A 13,974-nucleotide genomic window follows, 5' to 3' on the forward strand; every position below is an offset into this window, starting at 1 on the left:
TTTTTCATAAAATGCTTCATGATTAACTGTAGACATAAGACCAATATATGCACCTTTACAAGCATTTTTAGATATATACTCTAGTGCAGAATTAAGTAATAATCTACCATATCCTTTATTCCTATGTTCAGGTAATATCATTAAATCTTTTATGAAAAAAACAATTTTATTATCACCTACTATTCTAATCATTCCAATAACTTCTTCTTCAATTAATAAGACAGCATCAAACAAATGATTTTTAATAGCTGTAATGACATCCTTCTTTTTATATTCTTTAAATCCACATTTTTCATGTAGATTCAAATAATCTTCTGCATTTAATGCATTAAATTTAATAATTTCTTTCATGATAAAGCGTTTTACCTCCAATCAAATTGAGTATACCACAATTTTTATCAAAGTCAAGTGTTTGACTTTTTATATTAAAAAGAATATAATTTAAAAGATTATAATTCGCATTTCGGAGGTTATATTTTGATAAAAATCAAACTAAAAGATATAGCAGAATTAGCTTCTGTTTCAGAAACAACAGTGTCACTTGTACTAAATAATAAAAAAACACGTATTTCAAAAAAAAAACAAGAACAAATTAAAAAAATTGCAAATGAATTAAATTATCAACCAAATATAATAGCACGTTCTTTAGCACAAAGAAAAACTTTTACGATAGGATTAATTATACCTGATATTAATAATCCTTTTTTTTCTTCTCTATCTAAATATATAGAAGAAATTCTATACAAAGAAAGTTATCTTTTACTTATTGCAAATAGCAATAACTCTACAGAACATGAGAAATTATTAATTCAATCATATATCAATCATCAAGTAGATGGTATTCTTTTATGTCCTTCTAATGAAATGCTAGATAATTATGATTATGAAAAATATTTAGAAAATTTACCTGTTCCCATTATAATAATCGATAGAATTATGAAAAATTCAAATATTACTCAAATTTCTTATGATAATAAAATAGGTGGATATTTAGCTACTGAATATTTAATAAAAAAAGGTTGTAAAAATATAGCTGGTGTTACTGGTACATTTACATCTCAAAGTTCTAAAGATAGATTAATTGGATATAAAAAAGCATTAGAGGAAAATAATTTGAATGATTCATTAATATTTAAAGGGGATTTTACTTTTGAATCAGGAATTAATTTAGCTCCTAGTATTTTAAAATCTTCACCTGATGGAATTTTTTTCTTTAATGATATGATGGCATATGGTTTTTTTTATTATTTAAAAAAATACAATATACCTGAAAATAAATTTTTAATATGTGGATATGATAACTTAAAACTTTCAGAGATATTTCATTTGACATCAATTGAACAAAATACAGAGACTTTATCAAAAAAATGTTGCAAATCAATTTTAAATATAATTAACAAAAAGAAAATTAAGAAAAAAGAAATTATAAAACCAAAACTTATATTAAGAAATAAATAAAAGAAGATAAAATATATTTTATCTTCTTTATTAATTTTAAATATTTTTTTCAAGCTCTAATAATTTAATTTTTCTATCAATACCTCCAGCATACCCTGTCAATGAACCATCACTTCCAACAACCCTATGACATGGAATTAAAATTGAAATAGGATTATTAGCTACAGCTCCACCAACAGCTCTTGCAGAACAACGTTTTTTCTTGCTCATCATTTCTGATATTTCTTTATAACTAATTGTATGTCCATAAGGAACTAACAGTAAAACATCAATAACCTTTTTTCTAAAATCTGTAACTTCTGGACCTAAAATTGATAAATCCAATTGTGGATTTTTACCTAAAAAATAATCTTCTATCCATTTTTTAACATTTATTATCAAATTATTATCTCCTACCTCAACATCATCAAGATTATAATGTGATCCTAGATATTTTTGATCATCAAACCACACTCCCCTAACATATTCCTCGTCTGCTAAAACAATTAAATTCCCAATAGGTGTATCAACATAATTTTTTAATAACATTAATATCCTTTCTTTGTATTTTATGACTCCCAAAAGGAGTATATCTATAAACTGTGTTTTCATCAACTAATTTAATCAGATTAACTTCTAAATGATGCCTTATATCAAAAAAATATACTTGCATATAACACGTTCTTATTATTTTAATTATTCTAAGTACATATATTTTTATTATATCATTTTCAAATAATTTTTCCTATTCTAAAATTGATATGTTATTAATATAATATACAATTTAAGAGCTTCAGGTATTCTACTTTACTATGCAGAATATCCTGTTTTACAAGCTCCAAAATGTTATGAAAATCATTGATTCGCATTTTTACCTTCTTCTTTTTCAAATAAAAAAAGCGGTTAGATTTTACTCTAATCACCTTTTCCTCATTATATTTATTAAATTTTATTCGTTTGTTTCTTCCGCAATATCTATATATTCTTTTAATTTTCGTTGCAACAAACTCTTATCTATCAATTTCAATCTATATTCAGATACCATTGTAGGTGAAAGGAACGCAAATTCTACTACCTCATCATCCTTAGATGAACAAAGGATTACACCTACACTTGGATTTTCGGTTTGTTTCTTCACTTCTCTATCCAGTGCCTCCAAGTATAAGTTCATTTTACCAACATATTCTGGTTTAAACTCTTCAATTTTAAGTTCAAAAACAACCAAGAAAGATAATCCTCTATGATAGAATAACAAATCTATATAGTAATCATGATTTCCGACCTGTACCCTGTACTCATTACCTATAAATGAAAAATCTTTTCCAATTTCTAAGATAAAGTTCTTCAGATTCTCAAGAATTGATTTCTGAAATTCTCTTTCATTTCCAATCTTGTGAGCATCAAGAAATTCCAATACATATCTATCCATAAATAGATTATGTGTTTCTTGTTTTGCTCTTTGTATAGCAGGCAAATTATTACCATTTGAAAATATATAACGTTCATAATAGCCACTATCCATCTGTCTTTCCAATTCACGCTTTGAATATCTTTCTTTTACTGCCAATTCAATATAAAATCTTCTCTCTTCTTAACTTTTAGAAGCTGACATTATTTTCAAATGATTAGTACAGCTCAATTGTGTCACCAGTGGTGACACTTTTTCATCGCCACTATACAACTTGTAGAATTGCTTCATTCTGTAAAGTCACCTACGATTAAATCCCTTTAATTCAGGATAGTTAGTATAGAAAAATTCAGCTACATTGTCAACGAAACCAGAACCATAAGATGCCTCCTTAGTTTTTTCACTAATGTATTTTCCTACTTTTTGATACATCAAAGTCAACTCTTCATTAACTTTTCTGTATGCACGCTCTTTTATATTTTCTACAATCATAACAATCTCTTGAAATGGAATATTGTTTTTATCTGTATCTATATTTTGCAAAGAAGTATTTTCCTTATCCATAAGTTCCTCCTATCGATATCTGACATCTGTAATTTATTTCCTACCCTTTATATTATCCTCTATAAAAGTCTTTGAATTTACAATTTGTATTTTTCCTTCAGATACAACAAAAGTTACATAATATCCATTCTAAATTTCTAATATATCCCTTATTATTTTTTGAATAGTAACCTGTAATTTTGACATAATCTTTGCATTATCCATAAATATATCTTTAATGCTTAATTCCTTTAGCCCTACTTTCCTTACAAGAAATTATAGCATTTTTATAGAATTTTTTCCATGCTGAAATTAGCACTATCTTACTTGTTATAAGTTAAAACAATTTCTTTTATATCGTTTTCAATCGCTTCTAAAAATTCTTTTTAGTCTTGCTTTTTAAACTTGCACTTATAAAACCATAATTAATTTTAGAAACACCAACTAACCTCTATCTAATATAACATTTCTACCAGTATCTCAATATACATTTTCTGTTTCACTCAAAGGTTTTGCATATTTTCTTAATTGCTCTTCTATGAATATCATTTACTACTAATCCTCCTTTAATACCGTCATTTAACATCTATTCAAACTCAATCTCTTCATTCACTTTTTGGTGAATATCCACTCTATTAACAACATCAATTACATTTACTAGCCAACCATTTAATGTACAACTTCTGATAAATTCATCAATTCTATTAACTCCATTCATTTCTTTGAGTGTTACAACAACACCAAACCTAACTCCTACGCCATCTTGGGGATCTAATCGGTTATTTGTCTTTACTTCCATACCCCAGTTTTTATTTTTATAAGAGTCTTTTGGTATCATTCTTTTTGTAGCACTCTCTGCGATATACTTTATATTATCCCATTTTCTAAACTGCTTTCTGGCTTCACCTTCCAAAAGATAATTTCTTTCTCCATCTAATGTGTCTTCTGTATTCTGTTTATCACCCTTAATATCCTTGATTTTTTTATCATCGCCTATTCGACCAAAATGCAAATTCAATTCTGTATTTGTATAGTCAACACCTTGAGATCTATCACACAATGGAAAATAACACATCGTAGCCTTTGCAATATATGGATACTTATTATCCTTTATAGGAACTGGAAAATCATAGTTATAAGTATTCCATTTTTCACTAATATCTGATACCACAAATTTTATTTCATCATCTTTTGTTTGAATAATATCATTTATATGAATTGGTACAACTCCATGCCCATATAAAGCAACTTCCTCAGGAGTTGGTTTTTCATCCCAACCTCTTGCAGCATCAATAATCATGGCTTTTGCAACTTCTCTATTAAGTCCTAACACATCAATTAAATAAGATAATTTTCTCGCAATCCAAGGTGCAGCATAAGAAGTACCAGCAACACTCGCAATCCCTAAAGGTTCACAAACCTTAATATACTTTTCTTCACTGCCACCATAATAGCTCACATCAGGCTTTGCAAAGAAAGATAATACTAATCCTTTACGAGCATATTTAGTAGACAGACCATTCTTACTAACTGAATTTACAACTATACTATTAACAGAATCTGCTGGAGAGCCTATTTTTACTATATCTGAACTTGGTTTATTTGTTCCTGCCACAACAAATATTACATTATTTTCAAACTGAATTCTATCTAATGTCGCAGCTTCGACAGAAATAAAGTTGTCATTAATTTCCTGATTACTACCAAGTGAAATATTCCAGACTTTTATATCCGAATTATTTACTACAATACTCTTTATTTTATTTATTATTGAAAATGAAGAAAATTCAGTACCTACCGCTACTCCAAAATGCCTAACCTTAAACCTTCCACAGCCATCATCCAGCCAAGGATTTAATCTTGCTCCATCAACAATAATGGAAGATACTGCTGTCCCATGATTATAATCTTTTGGATTTTTGGGTATATCTTCTGAGACCATATCATGATATTCAACCCAATCACTAAAATAAATACTTTTATCAAATAAGGTATCTATCACCCCAATTGTTGGTTCAATAGTTGGGGATGGTATAGTTACAATTTTTGTTTGATACTCATTGATAAAATCATCAGGTGATAAACTTGACAAATCAACAGTTGACATTGAAACAAGATAAGGTGCTTTTACGAAAAGTAGTTCTACCTGATTTTCGTCTAAGAAAACAGTTTGATTATCTAAAATTCTGCTACTTAAAATATCTATCCCTAATCTTTCAAATAATAATTTTATATCTTTTCTTACATCATACAAAGTTATAATACTCTGTTTTACATCTATCTTAGGTGACTCTACCCCAAAAGAATCGATATACGATACATCTGCAATCACCTGTTTAAATGTAGACATACTCAAAGAAAGGTTTTTAAAAACTTCTGAATTAACAATACTTTTGTCTTCAAATTTACTCTTACTGATATTTCCTTCAAATTTTTGAAATAATATATTTGAAGTATTTACAATTAACTCTATGCTTTTAATTAAATCATCTTCATCAAGAAAATATGTTATTATATGCTTGCTCTTATCTAAATTAAATTTTGCACCAACAATTGCATCATTAGAATCCGTCCCTTTAAAAAGTCCTGCAATTCGATTACTTTTCGCAACAATTTTATTATAATAAACGCTAATTAAAATTCCTTTAAATGGCTTTGTTTCTTTATCCCAAAATTCTTTAATTTGGCTTAACTGAGATTTTAACCTTGACAAATGCTGTGTGCTAACATCATTTTTCCCATTCATGGCTATACCACCGCCATTAACATTTCTACGTGCTTGTACAAAACGTTTCCCTTTTAATTCCAAAACATTATTCACTATCTACTTCCTCCTTTTTCAGCTTTCTTGATACAGCACTTTTAGACTCCCCTTTTAATTTTTCTATTTCTCTTACAGTAAAACCTTCTTCATAAAGTTGGCTTATGTCCTTTTGATCCAAGTTTCCTATAAAACTATTATACAATCTTTTCAAATAATTATACTCAGAACCAACATCACTAAATGCAAGTGATGTTTTTATAATGTTTTTTAATTCTCCAGGATAAGGTATTTTCTTTGCTATCTTCAATATTTTTTTAAATAATCTTGTATCTTTAGATATTCCTTTAAAATTCTTGATAAATGAAGAAAAATAATATTCAGCAACTTCTATTAAATCCTCATCACTATACCTATTGAAATTAATAACAGCATCAAATCTCCTAATTAATGCTTTATCAAAATTTGAATATAGATTAGTTGTTGCAATAAGTACAATCTCTTTATTAAGATCTGTCAATCTATCTAATTCTCCTAAAATTGTGGATGTTACTCTTCCCATCTCTCTAATATCATTAGAATTAATTCTATCCAAAGCAATAACATCAATTTCATCAAATAAAACCACAACCTTATTTGCATTTGGAAGCATATTTATTTCTCTAAATACTTTTATTATGTTTTTATTAGTCTGTCCCAACTTGCTATCTATCAAGTTTTCAAAATCCACCCTAAAAAGAGATCTATCCAATAATCTTGCAACATTTTTAGCTGCTTCTGTTTTTCCACTTCCTGGTAATCCTTCAAATAAAAATTTATTAATACCCACATTATGGTTTACAGCATTAATAATACCTTTTATATCTTCTGTTATTTCAAGTGGTAAATTTAAAGCCTCTAAATTTCTTATTTCTACTTGTTTTAAAAACTCACTTTCAAAATCACTACTTTGTGGTGAATATAAATTTGATTCAGATATTAACCCCATAATATATTCAGATAACTGATAATCTCCTATGCTATCAAAATATCTTGCTATTACTATCGCCTCATTCCTAAAGGAATTTTCATTTCTTTCCACATGGTATTTTATTAAATTTAAAACATTTTGTTTTTTCATATTTCCATACCTCCTATTTGCTTTATTATTATACCACAAATCGGGACAAATTTCTATATTTATGGGACAAATGTTTAAATTTCTATATCAAAGGTTATATTATCGTTCCTTCATGAATTAAAAAATAGTCGGTACAGTCCAAAGACCACACCGACCATCATCTTATCTTTCTGTTTCTTTTGGCTTTTCTTTGCTCTGTTTAGGCTTTTGCTTATCTTCCATCTGATATTTTTTGATAGATCCAAGTACAGATTCTTTTTTTTCATCCTGTCCTTTCATTTGTTCCTTTACCTTTAAGAGCTTTGAATAAAGTATCCTATTGCTATGATCCTTGCCATTATATTTGTCCAAAGAGCTTAACAAAATCTCCCTGCTTGAAGACCTTTGGAATATTGCATTTTTCTCCATAAGCGAAACAGTTATGATACCATCAGATGTCCTGTCAATTTCTTCTCTTTATATAAATCCACTAACATCTCGAAGTTGCTTTGCTCCTCGCTCTCTGAAAGATAAGTGAGTCTCATCACTGCATAAGTCGGATTCGGATATTCCATTATAAAGTCCGTCTGTTCTTCTTTTTGAATCTCCAATTCTTTGATTTTCTGAATAGTAGCATCAACAATCTTTCCACTACGGTTTCACCAAGAATCATAATGAAAATACTATCAAGCATTGCAAAATTTTCCTTTATCTAACTTAAATCTTGAAGCAACCACATAACTTACAAAGTCCCTCTTGATAAAGGATATTCTATCCTCATCAGCTATTCTAAGCTCATTCATCTGTCTGTCTATCTTTTCATCACCGTAAAGTCTGCTTAAAGAAAAGATATTTTCAAGGGTACTTTCACTTTCCTTATAGCCTTCACTTCCATGTTCAGCGTTTTTCTTGCAATTTCTTCATTGATCAAGTTCTCTCACCTCCATTCAGTAGTCTGTCTTTGTTACGATTCAGTTTATCCTTTTGAATAACCTTTCTAAAATCCCCACCAACAACCATTATAGGAATACACATCTCTATGATTCTTGAGTAGATTCTTTGATACTCCATGCTATCTTCGCAATTTTGAATTGTGTCATAGGAAATATTAGTAGTGAAGATAGTCGGTTTCTGTTTTAAGTACCTGTTATTCACAATGTTATATACCTGCTCTTTGGCATAGCTTGTATCTCTTTCTATTCCCAAGTCATCAAAAATCAGAACAGAAGTATTTACAAGAGATTCAATATATGCGTTTTTGTCAAAATCAAAGCTTCCCTTTTGCAGTTCACACAATATCTGTGCAAAATTTCTTATCTTAACACTTATTTGATACTGTTCAATAAGACTATTTGAAATATAGCAGGCAAGATAGGTCTTACCGCTTCCAATCGAGCCGTAAAATAGCAATCCGATATTTTCTTTTTTCATCTCCTCATAGTCTTTTACAAAGTTTTTAGCGATGATAAAGCTTTGATTTTCTTCTATCTGATAATTTTCAAAGGTATATGCCCACTGGATAATGGAGTTAAAACAGTTCTTTTTTAATCGTTCTATTTCCATCTGCTTTGCTCTTTCTTCTTCTTTTGCCACTCTATCTCTATCGCATTTACAAGCCATTTTGAAAATCATCGGCTTATTCAACATTGGGATCGGCTTTCCATCTTTTTGTTCGTGGCATACTTTACAATAGGCGTGTCCGTCTTTTATATACTCTTTTTCAGGATCATAAGCATACTCTACATCCTCTATCATTATTTTTTCTAATTCTTTTATCATAGGTGTTCTCCTTTATCATATTCTTCCCATTGTTTTCGCTTCTTTTCTTCCTCCTTGATCTTTATAGAACCAAGAAAGGATTGTTGCTTTATGGTCTTTATATGTCTTTCCGGTACTCTTGATATATGCGGATAAGCGTTCAATGTAATTTTCAAGCTGTGAGTTTAGTATGATTTGTAAATCGGATATATCTTCTGCCGTTAAAAATACGTTTTGAAATGTTCCAAGCCCGTTTTCGCTAAAACTATATTCTCTCTTACTATACTTGCTCTTATTATTATCTATATAGTTAGAGTCAACATTTTTAACTTCCTGAAGTTCATTTTCTTTACTTCTGAGGTTAAAATCTTTTACTTCAGAAGTTAAGTTTCTTGACTTCTGAAAGTCATTTTCTTTAACCTGAAATACGCTCATAAAATCTTTGACATAAATGATGTTCGGCTTACCAAGTCCAAGCCTTACTCTTTCAATCAGTCCGATTCCTTTTTTCATATCGAGTTCATCTAATGTTTTTATGGCTGTCGGCTTTGAGATATTTCTTCTTCTCATAATTTCTTTGACAGTAAAATAGATAAATACTCTGCCTTCTTTGTCTATCCAGTTATTCTTAAATGACATTCCTGTGCGTTTCAAAAGCATGGAGTATAGGATAATTACTTCTGCCGATAATCCCTTAAATTCTTCTCCATCTACCAATATTTCAGGCACTTTCAGAAAGTTAAATCGCTCTGCTTCTCTGTTATAGAAATAATCAAAGTCCATCGCTTCACCTTCCTCCTTAAAAATTTGCAAAGAAAAAGACGATAGTTTTTTCTCTATCGCCTTTGGTAACTATTTTTATGAAATTTTTTTAGATTGATTTTATCGCTTCATTGATTCCCAGAAGGAATGCTATAACGGTTGCTCCAATCATCGGTATTCCATAAGGACTTAACAAAAATCCTAATACCAATGCCTCAATACCAAGTGATATATCTTTTTGCATAAATGATCCTATTGCAGTAACTATACACATCAGCATTAAGAAATACAGAATAGTTGTTCCTATACCGAGCAGGAATGTCAGAAAGGCCATGAGGATACTAAGCAGCAAACTGATTGGAAACAAGATTATTTTTATTATCCATCTTATCATTTTTTATTCCTCACTTTCCAAATCATTTCTTGTCACACACCATATCAATGCAAACATTCACATCAATATAATTTTTCAGGACTTTTTTTCGTCCTCCATCGCCATCTTCATTAAAGATATAATGCTTGTAAAACTGCTTAAAATGCAGAATTTTCACGATTTCACTCTTTGTATCAACACTACAGTCTCCACATGTCGTATATACACTAATATATCAACATTTGTTTTTATATAAATTTATATCATGATACATCATCAATTTCATAGCTTTAATGGCTAGTCAAAACTGCAATCATACCTGATTACTCTTTTTTTTCGAATAATATTTTCTTCAACTCCTCTATAGACTTATCTAATTCTAAATATTTCATCAATTCCTCTGATGTGAGTTTATCCTTAATTTCAAATAAATTTTCCTTTGCATTAATTAATTGACTAATTTTCCATATTTCCTTCATCGGTCGTATATCAAATCTAAACGCATTTTTATACATGTATTCCCCGACACTTGTATAGAATTCAATACTACCTTCTTTATCTCTGCCTAAATGCGTATCATATTCTTTTAATGCAGGATCTACAAATCCAACCTCTCCATCATTGGATTTATCTTTATTTTCTGTTGGCCATTTGCCGAGTTTTTTTCTATTGCATGTGAAACAAGAATATACTAAATTTGAATAATCAAGTTTTCTACTTGAATCTATTCTTCCAGGAACGAAATGGTCTGGTTCAAAGCCTTTTGTTGTAACCTCTTCTGGTTTACCACAATAACCGCATATATGTTTAAAGTCTTCTCTCAATTGAGGAACATATTTTTTATAGTCATTTTCTTGCTTTACATCAATGCTTCTACTAATTTCATTTTTTCCATGTATTCGCATAACTTTTACCTGTTTTCAACTTCCTCTACCAAAATATTTACTCTTCCAAGTATTTCATCAATTTTCTGATTAACTTCGCTACTTAAAAGCTGAATTGGCAAGTCATCTACTTCACCATATGCACGTAATAATTTATACAGATCTATAAATTGTTCTTCTTCTATTGCTGATATAGATCCATTTTTCTTTGCCTTGAGCAGTTCCTTATAATCGATATGATATTTATGTAGCCTATTTTCAAAAACATCAACAGCCTGTTTGATTTTTCTTACAAATTCTTCTATATCATCTGCGGCTAAAACATTTCTATCTTCAATCAAATTTATAATTACTAAATTTTCACGTATTGATTCTTCAGGGTAATTAGTTAATATTAAGCATGGTAAATCAGGGACTTTAGCATTTATGTAAGCAATTAATTCAGTCCCCAAAAACTTAAATTTATTATTAAGTTTATAGTCTATAATAAAACACTTAATACCATTAGATAAAAGCCACTCTATCATTTCTGGCATTTCAGTAATGCCATCTGGATATAGTAATTCAATATCTTTTCTTGCTAAACGTACTCGATAATCCTCATATGAATCTCGATCATCATCAATAAATCCTATTCTATACATGTCAGTCCTCCACTTCTATTTCTTTATTAATTTTATAGTGGCATAGAATCCAGAAGTATGTTTCGTATTATCGGATAAATCTATACTTCCATTATAGTCAGCAACAGTTCTATTTATAATCCACATCCCCATACCAGTGCCAATAGTTTCTCCCATTTCATTTCTTCTATCACTTTCCATAGGTTCTAATATTTTCCTTGGATTATTTTTATAGGCAAGAGATAACCCTCGTCCAGAATCGCTGTATTTGATAATAATTTCTTTTTCTAAGTCAGATACTACAATTTTTATACTCTTATTATCTGAAAAACAGGATTCAAAAGAACTAACACTATTAGCAATCAGATTACTAAAGAGGCTTTCAATATCATAAGGAAAACATGTTAATTGTATTTCCGATCCTTGAAATTCTAAATCTATTGAAACGTTTTTAAGTGTTTCTTTCCATGACTTTACAGTCTGTGATATCAGAAGATTTAAATCTGTTTTTTTCATAGTTCTTTTATCACGTGTTACAGAACCTATTGTTACCTTGAACCATGAATTTAATGATTCTCTCATTACATTGGCTTCATTTACATATTTTAACCCAGCTTGCAAATTACTATCTAATTCCAAAGCTTCTTTAGCCATAACAATCTTTCTGCTTAGCTTATGAGTTATATCTTTAATTTCGTGGACATAAGTGTTAGTAACTATACCAGTTGTAGCTAATGTTCTTAGCAATCTATTCTCATCTTCTAAGTTTTTAATAACTGTATCTTTATGATCTAAAACAGTTTTAGCTTCTTCTGGATCTATAAAACTTTTAGCAGATCCTGATTTTTGATTGCGTTCACTGCTATCACCTAAAAATTTCTTATCTTCTCTAGCTGCTTTTGCTTCTTCTGCCTTCTTATTAATTTCAGCTTGTATCCTTGCAGCTTCCATTATTCTATCATAGCGAGCATCTAACTTACGAAAAACATATTGTCTATCTTTTTCAAATTCCTGAATCACATTAATTAAAAATTCTTTTAACAATACAAATTCCTTTGTTTCTACAATACCTTCTCTGTTAGATTGATCTGGTAATGTAATATTCATACGCGAAATAAAAATTGATCCAATTATTTGATCAGTATTAACCCTCCACGCACCTGTTTGATGAGAAGGCGCAGCAGGAGATTTGTTTTTTCTACCAGCCAACAGTAGCCAGTCATAATCAGATGTTTTTGGTTCTCCGTAAGGTCTCACTCTAAAACTATCTCTATATATTTTAATTCCCCCAAAAATATCCCTCTTATTATTACGATTATTTGACAATTTATAGAAATATTTTTCAGCATCTGTTTTTGAATAAGTCACTTTTTCAAAATACAAAACTCCGGAAAATTCACCTATTGTATTTTTTAACTGCTCCCCACGTTTTGGTAGCATATGTGCAAAGTCCGTTTCTATACAAATATATTTGCCTTTAAAATACTGCTCATCTTCTGAAGTAAATTCAGCTTGTGTAATTATTTCATCAAATCTATCACCAAAGTCAAATTCATTTCTATGTATCTCAATATAAGTTTTTCCATCTGTCAGAACATTAAATTTAATTTTATAATCATAAGAAAAAGCATTCGCAACATCTAATACCTCAGCATCTTCACTAGAGTTTTGTTCATCAAAAAAATATACTTGAAATTCACTTTTCATTTCATATGGTATTAATGTTATTAAATCGTCCTTGATTTTTTTTATAACATTATCATTCCATGAGTCTCTTAAAGAAGTTAACCTAAAAATAGTTCCCGTGCTTTTTAAGTTATTTAATATTATATTTTTTACTTCGTAATTAATAACTTCATTAAGAAACCCATCTATTGATACAGTTGGTTCATATAAATCTGCTGTTACATCTGTAATATTATCACTCTTTGAAAAATCTTCCCAATCAACCTTCCAAATTAACTTTCCTTCCGCAGAAGCAGTAAACATTTCACATGTATCAGATATCCTGTCTAAAGCAAACCTTCCAATTCCTTTTGCACCAGTTTGTACTCGACCTGATTTACTAATAAATTGTTTCTTTTTTGTCGATCTTCCAATAGTCATCCAATGTTTTATAATGACATCCTTTGTCATACCGCAGCCATTGTCTGCGATATATAGCGAATTAGTTGTTTTTTCATAATATAAGACACAAATCGTAGCATCTGCATCATATGTGTTTTTAACTAATTCAATTATGGCACCGTTTAATTTTGATACATTTTCTCGTCCTATTAAACGAGCTGTATAAGCATCTACATTGAATGATATCTTCGCCATGGTA

General features: G+C 29.5%; 14 protein-coding genes and 1 pseudogene. 1 reads left to right on the forward strand and 14 read right to left on the reverse strand.

All coding sequences use genetic code 11. The annotated features are described in order from the left end of the window. The coding region (locus BUE91_RS01190) for a GNAT family N-acetyltransferase (RefSeq protein ID WP_066900570.1) at window positions 1-351 on the reverse strand (351 nt) is incomplete at its 3' end. A gap of 126 nt (window positions 352-477) precedes the next feature. On the opposite strand from BUE91_RS01190, the gene BUE91_RS01195 reads away from it, so the two are divergent. After that, the gene (locus BUE91_RS01195; RefSeq protein WP_066900572.1) at window positions 478-1,458 is read left to right on the forward strand and encodes a LacI family DNA-binding transcriptional regulator; all 981 of its coding nucleotides are present in this window, start codon (window positions 478-480) and stop codon (window positions 1,456-1,458) included. 36 nt (window positions 1,459-1,494) lie between these two features. On the opposite strand, the gene BUE91_RS01200 is transcribed toward BUE91_RS01195, so the two are convergent. The 13 genes and pseudogenes from BUE91_RS01200 to BUE91_RS01260 all read right to left on the reverse strand — a co-directional run bounded on the left by BUE91_RS01200 (window position 1,495) and on the right by BUE91_RS01260 (window position 13,970). Next, complete coding sequence (locus BUE91_RS01200; protein ID WP_073507678.1) at window positions 1,495-1,986, reverse strand: methylated-DNA--[protein]-cysteine S-methyltransferase; 492 nt, start codon at window positions 1,984-1,986, stop codon at window positions 1,495-1,497. 400 nt (window positions 1,987-2,386) lie between these two features. After that, window positions 2,387-3,004, reverse strand: coding sequence for a PDDEXK nuclease domain-containing protein (locus BUE91_RS07250; protein WP_219335339.1), 618 nt, complete (start codon window positions 3,002-3,004; stop codon window positions 2,387-2,389). Between the two features lie 141 nt (window positions 3,005-3,145). After that, window positions 3,146-3,409 (reverse strand): DUF1016 N-terminal domain-containing protein, encoded by a 264-nt coding sequence (locus BUE91_RS07255; protein ID WP_219335340.1) that lies wholly within the window; start codon window positions 3,407-3,409, stop codon window positions 3,146-3,148. 565 nt (window positions 3,410-3,974) lie between these two features. Further along, the gene (locus BUE91_RS01220; protein ID WP_073507679.1) at window positions 3,975-6,209 is read right to left on the reverse strand and encodes a S8 family peptidase; all 2,235 of its coding nucleotides are present in this window, start codon (window positions 6,207-6,209) and stop codon (window positions 3,975-3,977) included. Next, the gene (locus BUE91_RS01225; RefSeq protein ID WP_073507680.1) at window positions 6,202-7,269 is read right to left on the reverse strand and encodes an ATP-binding protein; all 1,068 of its coding nucleotides are present in this window, start codon (window positions 7,267-7,269) and stop codon (window positions 6,202-6,204) included. The genes BUE91_RS01220 and BUE91_RS01225 overlap by 8 nt, the downstream gene beginning before the upstream one ends. Window positions 7,270-7,431: 162 nt before the next feature. After that, window positions 7,432-7,677 carry a hypothetical protein gene (locus BUE91_RS01230; RefSeq protein ID WP_244889863.1) on the reverse strand — a complete coding sequence of 82 codons (246 nt, stop codon included), beginning with the start codon at window positions 7,675-7,677 and terminating at the stop codon, window positions 7,432-7,434. Window positions 7,678-8,089: 412 nt separating this feature from the next. Continuing rightward, window positions 8,090-8,179, reverse strand: a pseudogene (locus BUE91_RS07665) (PcfB family protein); the annotation flags it as partial. Further along, complete coding sequence (locus BUE91_RS01235) at window positions 8,176-9,027, reverse strand: ATP-binding protein (protein WP_073507681.1); 852 nt, start codon at window positions 9,025-9,027, stop codon at window positions 8,176-8,178. The pseudogene BUE91_RS07665 and the gene BUE91_RS01235, both read right to left, overlap by 4 nt. A gap of 15 nt (window positions 9,028-9,042) precedes the next feature. Then, window positions 9,043-9,789 carry a replication initiator protein A gene (locus tag BUE91_RS01240; protein ID WP_219335341.1) on the reverse strand — a complete coding sequence of 249 codons (747 nt, stop codon included), beginning with the start codon at window positions 9,787-9,789 and terminating at the stop codon, window positions 9,043-9,045. Between the two features lie 88 nt (window positions 9,790-9,877). After that, window positions 9,878-10,162, reverse strand: a complete 285-nt coding sequence (locus BUE91_RS01245) for a CD1845 family protein (protein ID WP_073507682.1) — start codon at window positions 10,160-10,162, stop codon at window positions 9,878-9,880. A gap of 302 nt (window positions 10,163-10,464) precedes the next feature. After that, window positions 10,465-11,046, reverse strand: coding sequence for an HNH endonuclease (locus tag BUE91_RS01250; protein ID WP_073507683.1), 582 nt, complete (start codon window positions 11,044-11,046; stop codon window positions 10,465-10,467). A gap of 5 nt (window positions 11,047-11,051) precedes the next feature. Continuing rightward, window positions 11,052-11,669, reverse strand: coding sequence for a chemotaxis protein (locus BUE91_RS01255; RefSeq protein ID WP_073507684.1), 618 nt, complete (start codon window positions 11,667-11,669; stop codon window positions 11,052-11,054). A gap of 15 nt (window positions 11,670-11,684) precedes the next feature. Continuing rightward, window positions 11,685-13,970 carry an ATP-binding protein gene (locus BUE91_RS01260; RefSeq protein WP_073507685.1) on the reverse strand — a complete coding sequence of 762 codons (2,286 nt, stop codon included), beginning with the start codon at window positions 13,968-13,970 and terminating at the stop codon, window positions 11,685-11,687. Between the last annotated feature and the right edge of the window lie 4 nt (window positions 13,971-13,974).

Source organism: Streptobacillus notomytis, from assembly GCF_001902585.1.
Classification (GTDB): domain Bacteria; phylum Fusobacteriota; class Fusobacteriia; order Fusobacteriales; family Leptotrichiaceae; genus Streptobacillus; species Streptobacillus notomytis.

What these genes read in the sequence shown, in the direction of transcription:
- BUE91_RS01200 (WP_073507678.1), bottom strand. Translation starts at nt 1,986, where the DNA reads ATGTTATTAAAAAATTATGTTGATACACCTATTGGGAATTTAATTGTT.
- BUE91_RS07255 (WP_219335340.1), bottom strand. Translation starts at nt 3,409, where the DNA reads ATGGATAAGGAAAATACTTCTTTGCAAAATATAGATACAGATAAAAAC.
- BUE91_RS01225 (WP_073507680.1), bottom strand. Translation starts at nt 7,269, where the DNA reads ATGAAAAAACAAAATGTTTTAAATTTAATAAAATACCATGTGGAAAGA.
- BUE91_RS01230 (WP_244889863.1), bottom strand. Translation starts at nt 7,677, where the DNA reads ATGGAGAAAAATGCAATATTCCAAAGGTCTTCAAGCAGGGAGATTTTG.
- BUE91_RS01235 (WP_073507681.1), bottom strand. Translation starts at nt 9,027, where the DNA reads ATGATAAAAGAATTAGAAAAAATAATGATAGAGGATGTAGAGTATGCT.
- BUE91_RS01240 (WP_219335341.1), bottom strand. Translation starts at nt 9,789, where the DNA reads ATGGACTTTGATTATTTCTATAACAGAGAAGCAGAGCGATTTAACTTT.
- BUE91_RS01245 (WP_073507682.1), bottom strand. Translation starts at nt 10,162, where the DNA reads ATGATAAGATGGATAATAAAAATAATCTTGTTTCCAATCAGTTTGCTG.
- BUE91_RS01250 (WP_073507683.1), bottom strand. Translation starts at nt 11,046, where the DNA reads ATGCGAATACATGGAAAAAATGAAATTAGTAGAAGCATTGATGTAAAG.
- BUE91_RS01255 (WP_073507684.1), bottom strand. Translation starts at nt 11,669, where the DNA reads ATGTATAGAATAGGATTTATTGATGATGATCGAGATTCATATGAGGAT.
- BUE91_RS01260 (WP_073507685.1), bottom strand. Translation starts at nt 13,970, where the DNA reads ATGGCGAAGATATCATTCAATGTAGATGCTTATACAGCTCGTTTAATA.